Consider the following 19,129-nt stretch of genomic DNA (forward strand, 5'->3'; position numbering starts at 1 on the left):
TTATGCAAAAAGTGTACTTTTTTATTCTTGAAGGAATATCAATAACATTCAACACATCACCCGCTTAATGACCCAGGTTATTGAGTTGTTTCTCCGCTTGAAAAGTATAGACATTACCGAAAAAAATGCGCGATAAATGACAGAAAATACTTTCACTTTAACGACACTTAACTGTAGGCTAAGATTTAGCCCTAAGTGTGAAAAGTGGTTGTCATCCAAGTTGATAACGACTCAATACGTTTCAATAAGGAACATAGAATGAACGAACCCAGTTTAGATCAAGAGCTCCAACAACTTCAAAATGTTTATAGTGTCATCACTGAGTTTGTTATTGAATACAGCTTTCAAATCGCTGGGGCGATTATCATTTTCTTATTGGGACTTTGGGTTGCAAACAAAGCTGCCAATATTGTCGCCGCGCAACTGAAAAAACATCATATTGATATCACCCTAAGTAACTTTGCCTCCAACTTGGTCAAAATCATTATTATTGTGATGGTCGCCGTGATCTGTTTGGGTAAACTGGGGATTAGCGTAACACCAATGGTGGCTGCGATAGGTGCTGCTTCACTGGGTGCGGGCTTGGCATTGCAAGGTATGCTTTCTAATTATGCCGCCGGCATTACCATTATTGTCACCCGCCCTTTTGTGGTAGGAAATACGATTGAAATTAAAGATGTCAGCGGCGTAGTAGAAATCATTAAATTGGGCCAAACCATTTTAAGCAATGAAGAAGGTGAGCAGATCAGCATCCCGAACAAACATATTGTCGGGGAGATTTTACATAATTCATTCGCTTACAAACTGGTTGAAAACAAGTTTAATATTGATTACCAAGCTGATGCCGATCATGTGATCCAATTAATTAACCATGTACTTGCCACTGCTCCTGCTATTTATAAAGACAAAAAACCGTTGGTCGGTATCAATGGGTTTAATCCTATTGGCATGGAGGTTGGCGTGCGTTATTGGGTGCCAACAAAAAGCTACTATGAACAAAAGTACCAAACTAATTTAGCCATCATTAAAGCGTTAACAGCAGCCAATATCACTATCCCTTGCCCAGTAAAGGAAATTCATTTACAGCACTAGTATTTACCGCACTAGGATTTATAGCACTAGGATTTATAGCACTAACAGTGAAGGCCACTATAGCGGCCTCCCATGGTGGCCAGCACAAATAACAAAGCCACTTCAACATGCTCGTTTCAGAGCTCCCATAGGATAATGGAACAAGGCAGTGATTGAAGATAAGAGAGCGTCGCTTCGCGACTGATAGGTTCTAGGAACTCGCAAGCTCGCCAGAGGGCGGTGCTTCGCCCCTTCTAGGTGCTAGGTTTTAGGCACCTAGGATCTAGAAGCGTAGCGTCCTCGAAGACCGCAGGTCGTCCTAGCAGCCGCAGGCGCTCTATTCCTAAAATCTAGCATACCTAAGGTCGCTCTAGCAGCTGTAGGCAGCCTCGTTATTATCTGAATTCGGGTTACGATTCATATAGGTTAATCAGCCAGATGGATTATTTCAAACTTGTTGCATAATCGATAATACTGCGACGGTATAATTCCAATAATGCGATATTGTTGACCGCGACACCGACCTTTTGTGGTGCCTTATCCATCCATTCATCGTGTGGATAAACACGGCTATCCAACTTCTGAATGGTCATCCCTTCGGCAACACCATCGGTAACGACCCGTATTGGTCCTTCTCTTAGGGTGAACAGCTCGGGATTGATCACATAGGCAATAGCCGATGGATCATGCACATGGCAAGCCTCTAGACCCACTTTTTCACTATAAAACCTCAAGTAGAACCGGCTAATGTCCCAGATAAACTGCCCTACTTCACCAGCATCATCGCGCAATTGATCAAGATACTCACGGGTGAAGAAGCTTTGCTCGGTCACATCTAAACCAATCACTACCACAGGCCAAGAGGCAGTGATCACGATATCCGCAGCATGGGGATCATCATGAATATTTGCTTCGGCAAACGGAGTCACATTACCGTGGTGATTATTCTCACCAAAGGCGCCGCCCATAATAACGACCTCTTTAACTAAATCAACAATGCTGGGATCGGCTTGAAGTGCTAGTGCAAGGTTAGTTAACGGACCGATGGCCACCAAGGTAATTTCTCCTGGTTCTGCCTTAATGGTATCGATAATGTATTGATAGGCAGGACGAGGGTCTGCTTGGCCCTCAATATTTTCAGGTACTTTTACATCTCCCAAACCACCTTCACCATGAACCACCACAGTTGGACCTACCGGAGGTCGAATAATGGGCTGACTCGCACCAGTAACGACATCGGCTTGTAATTGATATTTCTGCTTAATATATAGCGCGTTACGGGTCGCGTTTTCGATGGTTGCATTACCATAAACCGTGGTGATGGCCTTAAGTTCAATATCTGGATGTGCTTGGGCAAACAAAATAGCAAATACATCATCAATACCGGGATCTGTGTCTAATATAATTTTAGTTTTCATGGGGAGCACTGTCCTGCTTTATTTAGTGAATCGATACACTATAAGGTGTTACTGAATATCCTGCGATGATACTCACAGGCCCTTCAATGCATATCAACAAGATATTCGAAGATGATTAGCGACTGCAACAAACAAACTGTTACAGGGTCCTGAGACTCATTAAAGCCCTTGGCACTATACAAAAATAGTGCCGTAAGAAGTGTGATTGCTCGTCAAACTTTTACCTGTAAGTGAACTTAATGGTTCACTTACAGGTGTGCAACCGGCTATGACAAATGCAATCGAAACAGGTAAGTTTGCTCCTAGTTTGCCATTAGCCTTTAAAGCAGCGCGATTGTTTAAGTTACCCATTGAAAATATTTTTGAAGACGAGCAATAGCCAAGGCTGTCACTAAGCGGAAAAACACTGGCCAGTTAATTCACCTATTCGATTAAACTGGCTAATATTATTGTAAACGCCGCTACAAGCCCCGTTGCCATTCTTGTCGCAACGGGATAATTCCGTGTAATGCCTGCTCGATTTGGGCGACTAATGCAGACTTATCTTTACCTAAAATACCTTTAAGCACTAGGTAGTTCGAGGCGTGATCAGAACGAAAAATCGTTTTATCCAGCTTAAGGTGACTTAATAAGGTGTGCATCTCTAACAGTAAACCGCTTTGATCTGGCAATACAAACTGACCATCAAATACCTCATCCATTCGCTCTGTTCCCAGCGGTAATGTCACCACCAGTGTCGATAAATAGTCGGGTTGAGCAGCATTCATTAATTCAGCCGATGCAATCGCGTGTTGACGAGATAATTGCACCCCACCTAAGCCCATTAAAATCATTACTGATGATTTGATGCCTGCTTGGTTAATTTTCTGCAGCGCAGCTATGGATGAGGCAAACGTTTCGCCTTTATTAATTCGTTTTAGCACTTCGTCATCACCACTTTCACAGCCAATATACAAAATGGATAAGCCCATTTCCCGTAATTCGGATAATTGCTCGACCGTTTTATTATTAAGGTTTCGCGGTAAACAATAGCTGCTAATCCGGGTCACTCGAGGTAGATGAGTATTAATGAGTTCGCAAATGGCTTTTAAACGATTAAACGGTAACGTCATCGCATCACCGTCAGCAAAAAAGACCCGACTAAATGGATAACCAGATGCGGCTGCCGTAAGTATATCCAGTTCAATTCTATCGAGCTTTTGTGCTCGAAACTGTTTTTGAGGTTGGGTATACATGTCGCAAAAACTACACTGATTCCAGCTGCAACCATTGGTGACCTGTAAAATTAATGACTTCCCCTCTGAAGGTGGGCGAAATACTGGTTCAATGTAATTAAGCATCTGAATATCCATATTGATGTGAATGTGAGCTCGCCTTAACATAACTCGGAGTTTTTATACTAAAACTGTTCAAAAAACTATCATTCAAAAGTTTTATCGTTATAGTAATACAGTCAACAATTAATAAACAATTTAAAAGACTTAGGTGAAAGGATTATGACTCAAGTTGCATATCAAATAAATGATCGACGTAACAAGGATGTACTGAATCACGACGAGCATTGGGATTTAACCACCGCGGATCAAAAACTCGCACTTTACGACTTACATCGCTATGGCTACCGATTATTATTTGTGCGTCATATGCCCAGAGGACCTGTGGCTGTCATTTGCCAGCAAGATGATATTGCTGCTATTTATGCTGACGGTGAAGTCGATTTACGGCCCCAAATAATCCTTAGATAATCTCACTAGACGCTGCTTAAAACGCTCATCAGCGTTATATTAAAACCTACAGAGCTTATCGGTAGGTTTTTTTAGGTCGATGTTATGGCTTTCGAGTCAATTTATACACAGCTTCATTAAGCCAAGGAACCTGTTTATTAACAAACCTCGGATTATCGGCCAACACGTCCACGCACTCCAGTAATTCAATATTGAAATAAGGCCTTAAATAGGTTTCAACCCAACTTGGACTGACTGCAAATGGTGGCCCTTTTAGGCTCTCTTGTGGGTAATCAAGGGTAATGAGTAATCCACTGACATTGGCAGGAATAAGCGCAGCGAGTGCTTTAACATACTGTTGACGCATTGCTTCTGGCCACGCAATCAGCGCAGCGCGATCGTAAAAACCACCAATAGATGTTGTTACACTTGTGGGCAACGTAAAAATATCACCTTGATATAAGGTCACTTGATCTGTGGAGAATACCGCGTGATCATCGGTATGGGTAACTTGATAAGCAAGATCATTATCTGTAAAAAATTGTTCAACGGCTAAGGTATTTAATTCACACCCCAGCACCGTATGACGTTTCTCGGCCAAATAAAACATATCCAACGATTTGCCACATAAAGGAACAAATACCTTACTATTTTCAGCCAAGCCTATACGCGGCCAATATTTTACTAAAAAAGGGTTCACTTGGTATTGATGAAAACCGATTTGTTGTAATTGCCATTTTTCATGCCAAAAGCTGGGTTCCATGATGCTATTCTTCAGTCAAGTTGCTAATGAGATACTGGCTACTTTAAAGACTAAAAAAACCGGATGCAACCTCCAGTGATGATTTGGCATTCCGCTGACTAGGCTTTACCGCCTAGGGTCATTTGCACTTGTTTTAACCAACGACAGTTTTCACATTGACACTTTCGGCGCGACATATGATGTGGACTTAAATTAGAGTCAATATAATCAACCGCTATTAATAATTGCTGCGTTAATTGCTCAATCGACTTCAACTCAAGTGCGACCATTTCATCATTATGATTAATCCACAAACACTCTTCACCCTGATGACAGGTAATGCATTGCTCATCACTATCATTAAAAAACACCGCATGGGGGCAGTGGGTCACTTCCATTGATTGTAAAATTCGCTGCCGTGGGAACTTAAATAGCTGAATAAGCTCAGCTTTATTGATATTATTCATAATAACCTCTCGCCATAAGCGTTAATTAACTCTTGCTGTAATAGTACCGAGTGTAGATCCATTTTGATTTGATATAGGTCAAGGTTTACTTATCGGTTTTTTTTAGCTAGGAAGCTGCCATTTATAAATAAAAAGCGCTGATTGGTGAAAATACTGTGGTGGTTTTTAGATAAACAGGTGGCTTTATTTAAATAGACCGCGCTGGTGTTTGAATAAAATGGCTTGTTTTAAATAAGAAGCACTTGCCGCAGTAAGGCTAATCAAGGTTTAATGAACTAACCGTCAACGGAGGTTTACTTTGCAAACACCGCAACTCCAACATTTTTATATCAATGAAGAACAGTCTATCTACCTGCTAAGCGCCAATGACGCTCGCAAGCATAAGGCTTGGATCCGCCTGTGTAAGCAACAGTTGAGTAAGCTGGGATACCAGCACATTGAATTTATTGGTAAGGGAGCCTATGGTTTTGTTTTTGCGGGGATCAATGAGTTTGGCCAGTCACACGTGTTTAAATTCTCAAGGGTAAATTTACCTCAAAGTGTCCAAGATAGGCTAGAAGAAGAAGCCTATATGCTTAGCCAAGTAAAACATCCCAACGTACCCGAAGCGATTAAATTTGAACGCGTCGGTAAGCAAGGTATTTTAGTGATGGAGCGGGCTAAAGGCGAAGACCTCGACAAAATTTGCCAGCGATTAGGGGCTTTGCCACCGATAATGATCGTCAGTATTGCAAGGCAATTGGCGAATATTTTATATTATCTGCGTAAGGGTAAACCGTTAGTTCATGGCGATATTAAGCCGTCTAACCTAGTTTATGACATTGAAACCGACAAATTATCATTAATCGATTGGGGCTCTGCGGTCTTTGCTCAGCGAGATGAACACAACCGCGCGGTTGATGACAATGTCATGTCATTACTATCAAGCGATCAACAGCATACTAATGCGCGCATGGGGGATGTGTATTTTATTGGTGACGAACAACTTAGTGGCGCGTTATCAACCCCACGATTTGACGAGCAAGGCGCTGCAGCAACCTTGTATGCACTCGCATCAGGACAAATTAGTCGTTTCGGCAAAAAAGTCATTCCCGCCACCAGCATCGGACTGCCCATCGAGCTGGCAAAAACACTTGATGCAATGCTCAGTGATGATGTTGAACGCCGTAATCTGGCGGGTGATTATTTTCTCAAAAGTCTGCGCCACAGCCATAGAATGCATTTACCGATATTATCAACCCCTCCGTTAACACCAGATATTCCGGTGTGGGCTCAACCGCGATCAAAAACAGTTGAAACAGTGAGTTACAGTTCGCGGAAATCGTTTTTAAAAGAGCACAATACCCAAGATCCTATTGCCAAAATGGATGATGTGCAATTAGATAAATATTATCGTAATTTTATGGCGGGCATGGCTGATACCGAAAAAGGCTTTATTGCCGCAGTGGGTCGTCTGGCACAATATCCTATTGTCGGTGGACTGGTGATACATTGGCAAAAATCTGGCGTGTATATCGACTCAAATTTAGCGATCTACGATCCCGATACGAAAGCGCCGTTAATATTGGCGGTTAATAATATGGTGACGATGGCGCGGGGAATTAAACGAATTGGGGTGTTTAAAGCTTGCTTCTTTAATGCCAAAGACACCTTACACCTTGAGCGAAAAAGTACTGAGCATCAATATAAAATAACCGGTGAACTGCAAATGCCTTTTGAAGTCGGCGATGTGCCCACCTTAGAAGACAAATCTCGCCTTCACTCGTACTTTGAAGACGGTAAAGATCCGGAAGAAAACTTGGAACTACCAGCAGAAATTATGACCGAGCTAGGGTGGTTAAATCAAATCCATCACACCGGTTGTATTATTTTTGAAGCGTTACCTAATCACTTAAAAATTCACAGTTATTTACGATTATTAAATCCACGTAAACAAGCTTCATTCCGAGCTAGTTTAGATCGCATTATTGCTCAGGCGAATAAAATTCAAGGTCATGGCATTTCGGGGTTTATGAAACTGCCCTACAAAAATACCCGTCAATTTAGCCATATCGAGCGTAAAGCAGATGATTTCTATCCTAAAAATCCTAAAGTCATCACTCACAAACCTATTTTGCTCAATACAAAAGTGTCACACACTTAAAACACAAACTAGGTTATTGCTGTGATACACACAAATACGCGAGCTCTATAGGTCGCGTATTATCAACATTTAAATCAACAGCACTTAAATTAGTAGTGCTTAAATTGGCGAACCTGGTGGCATGTCCACAGGCTTGGCAATTAATCGGTAGGTCGAATCCGTCATTCCTTTGGTAATACCTTGGAACAGCCAATCATAATGCGCCGATTGATAATCACTACCACGATTACTGCGCCGTTTAAGCTGCTTGACAATATAGTCGACTCTGGCGGCTAACTGCGCTTTTACTTCCGGGGCGGTTTTAGGATTGTGGTAAGCCGCTAATAGACTGTCAATAACCACCGCATTCACCCGCATTTGTATTGCTAAGCCTTGGCCACTCGGTAAATCTTGGTATAAACTCATGCCAACAAGCTTATCGATTAATTGAACCACCGACAGCTGCTGACTATCGCCCATATAGGCCTGACTGACTCGATTTAAACGCTCAGGCGTTAATAGTTGCGACACAATATGGCGACTCATCACTTCTGCCATGGCCACCGGATCGGTGATAACACCTAAGTTTGATCCAAAACTTTCGCGTGTTTTTTGATAATTACCCGCTTTAGGCACCAATGCTTGTAACACATTATTGGGTACCAATAAGCTTGAGTTTTGTAAACTCGCCAGTAATGAATCGAGTGCAGCAAGTTGCATTTTGGGGCGAATATAATTCCAACGAACACCAGCACCGACCTGTTGATAGCTGTAATCAGCACCGCCAATCCACTTTGCGGCGGCTTCTATTTGGTAACGAGTGAGCAAGTAAAGAGGCACAAATACATCCGCTAATTCGCCATGAGGCTCACCCGCTAATAAAGCATCTGAATTAAAATCGTCAATGACTTTACGGCGCACCGCCTCTAACCGCAGTAGCTCCGCGACAGCATCGTTACCACGATCCCATAAGCTGGCATATGCATTGCTGGCGTTTGCGCTGCGGGAATCTGCTTCGCCAATATACCGAAAACCTTTACTCAAGGTCGAGGTTAACAACGCATCAGCCTGTGAAGGGTCACCATAACCATAGGCTATGGTGTATTTGTCCCACTCGCCAATCCCTTCCCTGTATGGCGCTGAGATATCTATTTTATCGCCTTGAATACTCACATAGGGGTGCGGATAATCCATCACAGAGGCATTATCGTTTGTTGATGCGGCAAAATTATGATCAAGGCCTAATGTATGGCCAACTTCATGGGCAGCTAGCTGACGAATACGCGCAAGTGATAATGCCATTGCCGCATTATCCGCGGCGTGTCGATCTGGCCAGCCTGCGGTAAGCCCGCGCGCAATGAGATGGTCTTGACGAACTCTTAAGCTGCCGAGCGTGACATTACCTTTAATGATCTCACCGGTACGAGGATCGGTAACAACGGCGCCATATGACCAGCCTCTCGTGGCACGGTGCACCCATTGGATCATGTTATAGCGCATATCTTGAGGGTCTGCGCCTTCGGGGAGTAATTCAACCTTGAAGCCATCAATAAAACCGGCATTTGTAAAGGCCGTTTCCCACCAGCGGGCACCCTCGAGTAATGCACTTCGAATAGGCTCTGGAACACCTGGGTCGAGGTAATACACAATAGGGGTCACCACCTTACTGGGCGCGTCTCCTGGGGTCACTTTTTCTAATCTGTGACGCAGCAAATAACGTTGCGTCAGCGGTTGATCGATGGCGGTTGAATAGTCAAGATATTGATCGGACCAATAACCGCTCATGGGATGATAACGGCGGGGCTGGTAGCCAACATCAGGGAGTTGCACAAATGAATAACGCACCCGCACCGATAACAATTTACCGTCTGGAGTAACTTGCGCCACTTGTTTGCCCGCTTTGTTGGCCTTAAAGGTTAAATTAACATCAATATCGGCATTACGTTCAAACGACTTAATCCCTTGGGGTAAAATCACTGAGCGGCTGCTGTCTAAGCTGTACTCACCTTGTTTGGTTGCCGCTAATACATCAGACACCCCATGTAAATCATCGATCACTAAGTCATTAATTGCGACTATCGCCGTTTTACCTTGCACTAATTTACCCCGCCATAAAATCGACTCGGCAAAAGCTTGTGTTACGGCTTGACGTTCGGCAACGTTATCACTGGAGGCGCGAAAATGGGTATTAAGCTGCTTTAACACGACATAGGGGCCATGTTGCTCAAACTGTACCATCCGAGTTTGGCCTAGCTGGCCACGGTCTAAGCCAATATCGTTTGAACCGACGCCATGGGGTAAGCTTGTGATCAATAGAAAGGGTTGATTAAGCTTATCCGCTTGCAGGTACAACTCTGCAGATTTGGCGTCATAAAACAGATTAATAAAGCCTTTTGCCGCTTCAGCACTCTTAATGATTTTTCGAGCGGCATCGCTGGCCGCTATCGCACTGTGAGAAAGTAACGTTACTGGTGTAATAGCCAGCAACAATGCCAATGAAATACTGCGGCGGATCATAATTAATTTCCCTGTCGTTAATACCCTATCGTCGAAAAATACTAATCGTCTTTATGATTATTTTTATAATTAATCCAATGAGATAAAGTTTCAAATAATTCGCTAAGCACTATCGGCTTAGTAATGTGTGCATTCATACCTGCGGCTAAACTTTTTTCTTTATCACCCGACATGGCATGTGCTGTCATGGCGATGATGGGCATCTGTTCTTTGTTGTAACGTTTGCGTAATTCAGCAGTAGCGGTTAATCCATCCATGATCGGCATTTGAATATCCATTAACACCGCATCAAACGGCTGAGAGTCAATCATATCTAATGCGACTTGACCATTATCAGCAATCACCACTTCATACCCGGCACTTTTGAGTAATTCAGATGCCACTTGTTGGTTGATCACGTTATCTTCGACCAACAAGATCAAACCCGATGCCTTAGTAGGTTCAGCTTCAATAATCACCGGCATGGAATTAAGCTTAGGCTCTTTGGCAAAGGCGTTAATAATCTCATCAAATAATGCCGACGCTTTAAACGGCTTTTGTAACACCGCATAAACCGACTTTGTTTGCAGCTCATGGTCTAATGGCTCTGCGGCATAAGCGGTCATTAACATAATGATCGGCCGTTTTGCTAAGCTACCATCTTCGACCATTTTATCAATCGCCGTGATAACCTCGCTGCCGTTCATTTCTGGCATCATCCAGTCTAACAACAATAAATCGACCGGTTTTTTACGCAACATATCCAGTGCTTTTGGGCCACTGTTAGCTGAGTTCACCCCAAAACTAAAATCTTTCATCAATGCTGAATATATTTGTAATGCGCTTGGGTTATCGTCAACCACCAGTGTAGTGAGATTATTTAATTGTTCTGGAACCACAAGTGGTTCGACGACTTGTTCCTCGGCAATTTCAAAACTAATCGTAAAACTGAACTTACTGCCCGTGCCCATTTCAGACTCAACTTGCATAGTGCCGCCCATCATGGACACCAAATGTTTACTAATCGACAAACCTAAGCCTGTACCGCCGTATTTACGCGTGGTTGAGCCATCGGCTTGCGAAAAGGCATCAAACAGCATTGCTTGATGATCTTTATTAATACCAATACCGGTATCACGCACCCAGAACTTCAGCGTAATACGGTCGTCACGCTCACCCACGTCTTCACAACCCAGCTCAACCTCACCCGTTTGGGTAAATTTAACCGCATTGGACAATAAATTGACTAAAACTTGGCCTAAACGCAGCGGATCACCGTTTAAAATTAATCCCGCCGTTACCGGTGCATATAGCAAGAGTTCAACGCCTTTTTCTTGGGCTTTAATGGCATTAATATCAATCACATGATCAAGCACTTTATCCAGTGGAAAAGCGACTCTTTCTAGCTCTAATTTGCCAGCCTCGATTTTCGAAAAATCTAAAATATCATTAATAATTCGCAGTAACGATTGGGCCGAAAACCCTGCTTTATTAAGATAATCTTGCTGCTGCACGGTTAAACTTGTGCGTTGCGCCAACTGCAACATCCCAATGATGGCATTCATTGGAGTACGAATTTCATGACTCATATTGGCCAAAAACTCACTCTTATACATGTTGGCTAATTCGGCTTCTTGTTTTGCTTCAAGTAAGGCAACTTCATTACTCTTCTGGCGAGTAATATCTTTATGAGTACCTAGCATGCGCTTGCTGCAACCGTCCTCAGAGAACTCAACTGCACGACCACGGGATAACACCCAGTAATACAGATCATTTTTACCGCGCATTCTAAATTCAATTTCATAAGTGCCAACCGGATCGCGGACATACTGAGCGCGGTATTCTTGCACTCGATCACGATCATCTGGGTGATACAACTCATCAATGGATGCCAGTAATGGTGGAAATTCGTTGGCTTGATAACCCAACATCGAATAAAAGGCTGGATTACAAATGATTTGTTCGGAATCAATATACCAATCCCACAAACCATCTTCTACCGCATCCATGGCAAGATGATAACGCTGCTCAGACAAACGCAATTGCTCAGCAGCATCGTATTCACGAGTAATATCGCGCCAAACTGAAATCAAGCCTAATAGTTCGCCACGGCGATTATAAAACGGCAGTTTAAAGGTATCGAGTAATACCGGTTTGCCTTCAATATTGACCCGTTCTTGGTAACGTAATGAATGTTGCTGACTCAGTACTTTCTTGTCTTCTTCACCAATGCGCAAGCCTTTCTCTGGGCTCACCACTTCTGATGACGTTAAGCCAATAATCTCATTTTCGCTGTAGCCCAGCATTCGTTCAGCTGACTTATTACAGCCTAAATATTTGCCTTCTTTGTCTTTAAACACAATCGCTTCAGGGATCGAATCAATGAGTGATCGCAATAACGCAAATTCACGTTCGCGTCGTTCGGTGGTTTCGCGTAAACGCTGAGTTCGCCGCGCCACTAAGTTGTCCAGACGTTTATTTTGTTCAGCTAAGTGGAGAGTATACTGGCGGTTCTCTTCAAAAATACGGCTCACTAATGCAAACCACGGTTCCCAACCACGGGTTATTTTTTCAGGCGGTCTAATCGGTGTTTGTGAGCATGCTTCTAAGTGTGTTAACAACCGAGAAGCAGGGCTGACGAATGCACGGCGAGTCTGCCAATGCACTATGGTCACTAACAGAGACAAGGCCAGCACCACGAACAGAAAACTCAGTTGCAGTTTGTCCCACGAGTCTTTAAATAAATCATCTTCATCTTGTAAATACAGTAATCGCCAAGGCGCGTTATGCAGTGCCACACTATGAATGTAATAACCGTTTCGCAAAATGCCTTCGTGGGCATCAAATAGCTCAGATTCAGATAATGAATGTAACTCAGCCGGAATACGCTGACTAATGTGGTAAACCTTATTCATTTCACTGGAGTCGAAATCACTGTGAGATAAAATATTATTTTGCTGGTCAAGCAAAATAACTGTGCCAGGCATTTTAAAATAGGTGCGAATTTGCTTATCTAGCGACGATAAGGTCATGTCGAGGTTAATTGAACCGATAAACTCATCAGCTAGATACACTGGCAACCCAAGCGTAGTAATTAAACCTTGATGAGCCGAATCAATATATGCCTCGCTCCAAAAGACACTCCGTTGTGGGTTCATTGAAGGCGTTGATAGTTGAAATTGTTTCTTATTGAGCAGTTCGTCTCTAAAGCGTAAGTCATTACTTTCCCATGGATAAAATGACATCATTCGACGCTTAGAAATATAATAAATCGATGAGGCTTTAGGGGCGGCTTCTTTGGCGACAGGGAAGGATAATGATAGCTCAAATAGCATTTCAAGCTCTTGATAAAAGCTCTCACTGCGATTATCTAACGATCCAGCGCCAGTAATACGCCCCATATTAGTAAACGGCACGCCGCTGTTGGCATAATTGGGTTCTAAGGTAAAATACTGACCATCTTCGTTAAATTTTTCATATTGAGGTAATCGCTCTTTACGCACAAATTCACCCAAGCGTAAATGATCCACCGCCACATCACGCAAACTTTTCACCGCGCGAATACTCGACTCAAGCAATAAATCGATTTGCATAACATGACGAGCAACTTGTTCTTCTCTTTGTTGAATTTGCTGCTCTTTTTGACGTTCAAACATAATGCCTGCCGTCAATAAGGCCATCACAATCACGCCGATATAGGTGTAAAACACCGCTCGGTTATAATTACGTTGAATAGGAGATTTTAATTGTAAGTCTGGCTCAGTCGGTTTCATTAACCACCCTTGATACAGCGTAAAGGAAGACTCGCTGTCGAACGAATAACACCAAATAATCGGCAATAAAAAACGAATGATTATGATATCAGGAAGATAAGCTCAAGCACATGTATTAATGGCTCCTTAGGCACTTGTCCAACCTGCAAGTGATACCAATCACATTAATTATCTGAACAATTCAGAGCCACTCAAGCTTTCAGTTTAAGGTGAATTAATCCTAGAGTGGCGATTGCCATTTACGTTAATCCAGCGCAGAAGTGGAACGCTTGAGCCGCTCAATGGCCAAGTTTCAAATCACTTGACTCTGCGTTGACGTTTTTAAACGTACGATTGCATGGTCTATTTTGTGCCATAAAAAATAACCTTCCAGGGAGGTCTGACGCAGGAGGTAGAACAACGCAGCAGTGGTTGCTGAACAACACTATGCCTTCAAGGCTTCGCCTTGATTCGCGCAATGTGAATCGCCGCGATAAGCGGCGATAATGAATACGATGGCTATAATACAGACAACAAATATTAAGACTGATTTTAAACCATTGATAAGAAAGTTAATAAGGTTACACAATGTAACCTTATTATATGGCGGGATATAGAACCCTCTTTGTGGCCACTATCTCAATCGGTTAAACGGTTACAAATGTTCCTCAGCAAACTCGGCTAAACGCGACCGTACCACGCCATCGAGGTAAATATTGGCACTGCCTTCAAAGTCTTTAAAACGTTCAACCATGTAGGTTAATCCCGATGTAACCGCGGTTAAGTAAGTCGAATCGATTTGGGCTAAATTACCACTGCAAATCAATTTAGTCCCTTCGCCCATCCGCGTGATCATGGTTTTAATTTGTGATGCGGTTAAGTTTTGGCATTCATCCAATATGACCACCGAGTTTTGAATAGAGCGGCCACGCATAAAGTTAATCGACTTAAACTGAATGTTAGCCTTCTCCATAATGTAATTAACACTGCCACTGGGATTAACATCATTTTTATGCAGCACTTCAAGTGTATCGGTAATAGCGGCTAACCAAGGGGTCATTTTCTCTTCTTCGGTGCCCGGTAAAAAACCTATCGATTCAGCAATTTCGGGAGTGTTACGGGTGACAATAATTTTGTCATACCGCTTGCGTTCAACCACCAGTTCTAATGCCGCCGCCATGGCTAATAGCGTCTTACCGCACCCCGCGGGGCCAGTCAAAATAATCAATTCAATGTCAGGGTCCAGCAAAGCATCCAACGCCATGCCTTGATAAATATTCTTCGGCTTCACCCCCCACGCTTGATGATGTAATAAGCGATCACGGCCGCGATCAATTATCTGCAAATGTTGCTCAGTTTTACTGGCAACACGGCCACAAAAATCAGAACTGTCGTCAATTAAATACTGATTAAGGTAAAAGTTTTCATTACCAAGATGCTCCAATGGCACTTGATGAACCGTATGACGATCTTTACGATCCGTCGACACTTTATCGACATTTTGCCAAAAATCTCCGGAGAATTGATAAAAGCCTTTGGCGAGAAATCGCACATCATCAATCAACTGATCTCTGCGGTAATCTTCTACTCGCTCAATACCCGCGCCTTTGGCTTTTAAGCGCATGTTAATGTCTTTGGTAACTAACACCACGGTGCGGGGAGAATGGATTTTTTGTAAATGCAGCGCGGTGTTGATAATGCGGTTATCGTTATTATCACCGGGTAGTGAGCCGATAATAAACTCTATTTGGTGATCTGGGAAAATCGACAAATGACCAGAAACGTCTGAATGTTCTTCACGAGTGGGCAACGCAACGCCTTTTAAAATTTGCTCCGGAGTCGTGGGACCACCCAAAATATCTTCTAATGCACGTATGGCAACCCGTGCATCACGACTGACATCTCGCTTCCTATCCTTGATGCTATCGAGTTCTTCTAACACAGTCATGGGAATAATTACGTCATGTTCTTTAAACGAATATATCGCTAAAGGTTCATGCAGTAACACGTTGGTATCCAGTACAAACAACTTTCTGTCGTTTTGTTCCATGGTGCCTCCAGAGTGCTCTCAATGAAAAGTTATCAATATCACTTAGCTAAACGTATAACATTAAAGGAATAATTAAAGCCTCTTTGAAAACAGGCCATTGCCATGCGCAATGCTTGCCTCAATAAAATATGCCACTTGTCGAGTAAGAACTCAATATCATCACTATCGCCTTTGTTTCACACTATGACGTCAATATGACGCTAACATGTCAATATGATGTAAAAATGAATATCTGAACGATAAATCAATGCTAGAATTTCAATCTGGATGGGTTTGGTTTAACATACGCCCCCTTTTTTGTTTCACGCAATAAATGAGAGTAATAGATGTCGTTTGCCTTAGGTCAACGCTGGATAAGTGATACCGAGTCAGAACTCGGATTAGGGACAGTCGTTCAAGTTGAAGGCCGCATGATTACGCTGCTATTCCCTGCCACTGGAGAAAACCGGATGTTTTCCCGCAGTGAAGCTCCCTTAACCCGGGTTATTTTTAACCCAGGTGACACTGTTGAAAGCGGTGATGGTTGGAGTATCACCATTGAAGAGCTTGAAGAAAAAAATCAATTGGTGATTTACCATGGTATTCATAGCGAAACTCAAGAAAAAGTCAGTCTTCGTGAGACAATGCTGAATCACAACATTCGCTTTAATAAACCCCAAGACCGTTTGTTCGCTGGGCAAATTGATCGCTTAGAACGCTTTGGTGTGCGTTACCAATGTCAGTTATTACGCCACAAATTAGCCACCTCAGACTTACTCGGCCAGCAAGGCCCACGAGTAGGCTTAATTGCGCATCAACAGTGGATCGCTCATGAAGTCGGTAGCCGTTACGCCCCGCGCGTACTACTGGCCGATGAAGTCGGTTTAGGTAAAACCATTGAGGCTGGCTTAATTATTCATCAGCAATTACTCACTGGCCGTGCTGAACGCATTTTGGTGATAGTGCCAGACACACTCCGCCATCAATGGTTAGTTGAAATGCTGCGCCGCTTTAACCTGCGTTTTTCAGTATTTGATGAAGATCGTTGCGTTGAAGCTTATGCCGACAATGACAATCCTTTTTACACCGAACAGTTGATCATTTGCTCACTTGATTTACTGCGTAAGAAAAAGCGTCTTGAACAAGCCTTAGATGCCGATTGGGACTTAATGGTTGTCGATGAAGCTCACCATTTAGAGTGGTCAGAAGAGGCACCTAGTCGCGCCTATAAAACCGTCGAAGCCTTAAGTGAAGTGGTCCCTGGCGTATTGCTACTAACCGCAACACCAGACCAACTGGGTCATCAAAGTCACTTTGCTCGTTTACGCCTGCTCGATCCCGATCGTTTTTACGATTACGACGCTTTCTTAACTGAAGAATCAGGCTATAAAGATGTAGCAGAAGCGGCTGAAGCATTAACTAAAGACACTAAATTACCCGACAGTGCCATTAATAGTTTAACCGAATTGCTTAGCGAAAAAGACATACAGCCAAGCATTCGCTTAATCCAGTCAACAGAGGTTGACGTTGAAGCACAACAAGCAGCACGACAGGAATTACTCCAAGAATTACTCGACCGTCATGGTACAGGCCGTGTTCTTTATCGAAATAGCCGCGCATCAGTGAAAGGCTTTCCGAAACGTTTATTTAATGCTTACCCTCATGAGATGCCTCCACAATACGTTACTGCTGAACGCGTTAACGCCATGATGGGCAGCGCCAAACAACCAAAAGAAAAAGCCGCCCAGGCATTAAGCCCTGAAAAACTGTATCAAGCCTTTGAAAGCGACAGCGCCAGTTGGTGGAAGTTTGATCCACGGGTAGACTGGTTAATTGAGTTTCTAAAATCGCATCGCAGTAAAAAAGTACTGATTATTGCTAGCCAAGCAGAAACCGCATTAAGCCTTGAAGAAGCGCTGCGCACCCGCGAAGGTATTCAAGCTACGGTATTCCATGAAGATATGTCGATTATCGAACGCGATAAAGCCGGCGCTTACTTTGCTCAAGAAGACGGCGGCGCCCAAGCATTAATTTGTTCTGAAATTGGATCTGAAGGACGTAACTTCCAGTTTGCTAGCCATTTAATTCTGTTTGATTTACCGCTAAATCCTGACTTATTAGAGCAGCGTATTGGCCGTTTAGATCGTATTGGCCAACAAAATGACATCCAAATTCATTTACCTTACCTGCGCGGTACTGCGCAAGAAAGATTGATGCGATGGTATCACCAAGGATTGAACGCATTTGAACTGACCTGCCCTAGCGGTCATGTGTTGTTCAATGAATTTGCCGACGAGCTGATCAATGTGCTTTGCGACGCTGATGAAGAGGTAATGATCCAATTACTCAACCATACTCAACATCGTTACAAAGAGCTTAAACAGGCAATGGAACAAGGCCGAGATAAACTGCTAGAGATAAACTCCCATGGCGGCGAGCGTGCCAATGCGTTAATCAAGCGGTTAGCAGACAGCGATAATGATACTCATCTAATCGGGTCGGTGATCCGCTTATGGGACATTATTGGTGTTGATCAAGAAGATCGCGGTGAAAACTCAATCATCTTACGCCCTAGTGAACACATGATGTTCCCTACTTATCCTGGATTAAATGAAGACGGTATTACGGTGACGTTTGATCGTGAAACGGCTTTGGCACGTGACGACATTGCGTTTATCTCCCAAGAGCATCCTTTAGTACAAACGGGCTTAGATTTAATTACCGGTTCAGAAACCGGCACCACCAGTGTCGCGGTTCTAAAAAATAAGGCATTACCTGCTGGTACGCTGTTTTTAGAATTGATTTACATGGCCGATGCCTCTGCACCTAAAGCCACTCAGCTATACCGTTATTTACCACCAACACCCATCCGAGTATTGCTGGATAAAAATGGCTTAAATATGGCCGATAAAGTTGATTACGCCAGTTTTGACAAGCAGCTAAGTGCCATTAACCGTCATATTGCCAGCAAGCTGGTGAATGCCTCTCAGCCTATTTTGCACCCGTTACTCGCCAAAGGTGAAGAATATGCAAAACAAGCGCTAACGCAACTGGTGATCGATGCTCGCAGCAAAATGACACTGCAATTAACGGGTGAATTAGCAAGACTTGAAGCCCTAAAAGCCGTAAACCCGAACATTCGCGAAGACGAGTTAGAACATATTCGCAACCAAATGGTCGAGTTAACGGGCTACATGGACAACAGTCAATTACAACTTGATGCAATACGCATGGTGCTTGTCAGCCACGTATAACAACTCGCTCACCGCCACTCGGATTAACCGTGGGGGTGAGTTAGCATTACACAA

The 19,129-nt window shown here is 43.2% G+C and carries 11 protein-coding genes and 1 pseudogene; 5 read left to right on the forward strand and 7 right to left on the reverse strand.

Going from position 1 to position 19,129, the window contains the following annotated elements; translation table 11 throughout:
• Positions 1 to 258: 258 nt before the first annotated feature.
• Positions 259 to 1,092: a mechanosensitive ion channel family protein gene (locus AAEZ00_RS04935; protein WP_124012516.1), complete on the forward strand. Its 834-nt coding sequence runs from the start codon at positions 259 to 261 to the stop codon at positions 1,090 to 1,092.
• A 422-nt stretch (positions 1,093 to 1,514) separates the two neighbouring features.
• On the opposite strand, the gene AAEZ00_RS04940 is transcribed toward AAEZ00_RS04935, so the two are convergent.
• Positions 1,515 to 2,489, reverse strand: a complete 975-nt coding sequence (locus AAEZ00_RS04940) for a nucleoside hydrolase (protein ID WP_124012517.1) — start codon at positions 2,487 to 2,489, stop codon at positions 1,515 to 1,517.
• 271 nt (positions 2,490 to 2,760) lie between these two features.
• On the opposite strand from AAEZ00_RS04940, the pseudogene AAEZ00_RS04945 reads away from it, so the two are divergent.
• Positions 2,761 to 2,868: pseudogene (locus tag AAEZ00_RS04945) on the forward strand (helix-turn-helix transcriptional regulator); the annotation flags it as partial.
• Positions 2,869 to 2,950: 82 nt separating this feature from the next.
• On the opposite strand, the gene AAEZ00_RS04950 reads toward AAEZ00_RS04945, so the two are convergent.
• Complete coding sequence (locus tag AAEZ00_RS04950; RefSeq protein WP_351075085.1) at positions 2,951 to 3,829, reverse strand: radical SAM protein; 879 nt, start codon at positions 3,827 to 3,829, stop codon at positions 2,951 to 2,953.
• 156 nt (positions 3,830 to 3,985) lie between these two features.
• Here AAEZ00_RS04950 and AAEZ00_RS04955 point away from each other — a divergent pair, with 156 nt between their 5' ends.
• Positions 3,986 to 4,234, forward strand: a complete 249-nt coding sequence (locus tag AAEZ00_RS04955) for a hypothetical protein (protein WP_101034017.1) — start codon at positions 3,986 to 3,988, stop codon at positions 4,232 to 4,234.
• Positions 4,235 to 4,316: 82 nt separating this feature from the next.
• Here the strand turns inward: AAEZ00_RS04955 and AAEZ00_RS04960 are convergent, their stop codons facing one another.
• Positions 4,317 to 4,976 (reverse strand): thiopurine S-methyltransferase, encoded by a 660-nt coding sequence (locus tag AAEZ00_RS04960; protein ID WP_351075083.1) that lies wholly within the window; start codon positions 4,974 to 4,976, stop codon positions 4,317 to 4,319.
• 98 nt (positions 4,977 to 5,074) lie between these two features.
• Positions 5,075 to 5,422, reverse strand: a complete 348-nt coding sequence (locus tag AAEZ00_RS04965) for a hypothetical protein (protein WP_124012533.1) — start codon at positions 5,420 to 5,422, stop codon at positions 5,075 to 5,077.
• A gap of 298 nt (positions 5,423 to 5,720) precedes the next feature.
• Here AAEZ00_RS04965 and AAEZ00_RS04970 point away from each other — a divergent pair, with 298 nt between their 5' ends.
• Complete coding sequence (locus AAEZ00_RS04970) at positions 5,721 to 7,565, forward strand: serine/threonine protein kinase (protein WP_124012534.1); 1,845 nt, start codon at positions 5,721 to 5,723, stop codon at positions 7,563 to 7,565.
• A gap of 99 nt (positions 7,566 to 7,664) precedes the next feature.
• On the opposite strand, the gene AAEZ00_RS04975 is transcribed toward AAEZ00_RS04970, so the two are convergent.
• The 3 genes from AAEZ00_RS04975 to AAEZ00_RS04985 all read right to left on the reverse strand — a co-directional run bounded on the left by AAEZ00_RS04975 (position 7,665) and on the right by AAEZ00_RS04985 (position 15,842).
• A complete protein-coding gene (locus tag AAEZ00_RS04975) occupies positions 7,665 to 10,061 on the reverse strand; it encodes a zinc-dependent metalloprotease (RefSeq protein ID WP_124012535.1) in 2,397 nt (798 codons plus the stop codon).
• 41 nt (positions 10,062 to 10,102) lie between these two features.
• Positions 10,103 to 13,813 carry a response regulator gene (locus tag AAEZ00_RS04980; RefSeq protein WP_124012536.1) on the reverse strand — a complete coding sequence of 1,237 codons (3,711 nt, stop codon included), beginning with the start codon at positions 13,811 to 13,813 and terminating at the stop codon, positions 10,103 to 10,105.
• 634 nt (positions 13,814 to 14,447) lie between these two features.
• Positions 14,448 to 15,842, reverse strand: coding sequence for a PhoH family protein (locus AAEZ00_RS04985; protein WP_351088404.1), 1,395 nt, complete (start codon positions 15,840 to 15,842; stop codon positions 14,448 to 14,450).
• Positions 15,843 to 16,168: 326 nt separating this feature from the next.
• On the opposite strand from AAEZ00_RS04985, the gene rapA reads away from it, so the two are divergent.
• Entirely contained in the window at positions 16,169 to 19,075 is a 2,907-nt protein-coding gene (gene rapA / locus AAEZ00_RS04990; RefSeq protein WP_124012538.1) for an RNA polymerase-associated protein RapA, read from the forward strand.
• The last annotated feature ends 54 nt before the right edge of the window (positions 19,076 to 19,129 follow it).

The organism is Shewanella sp. S1-49-MNA-CIBAN-0167, assembly GCF_040310145.1.
Lineage (GTDB): Bacteria > Pseudomonadota > Gammaproteobacteria > Enterobacterales > Shewanellaceae > Shewanella > Shewanella psychromarinicola.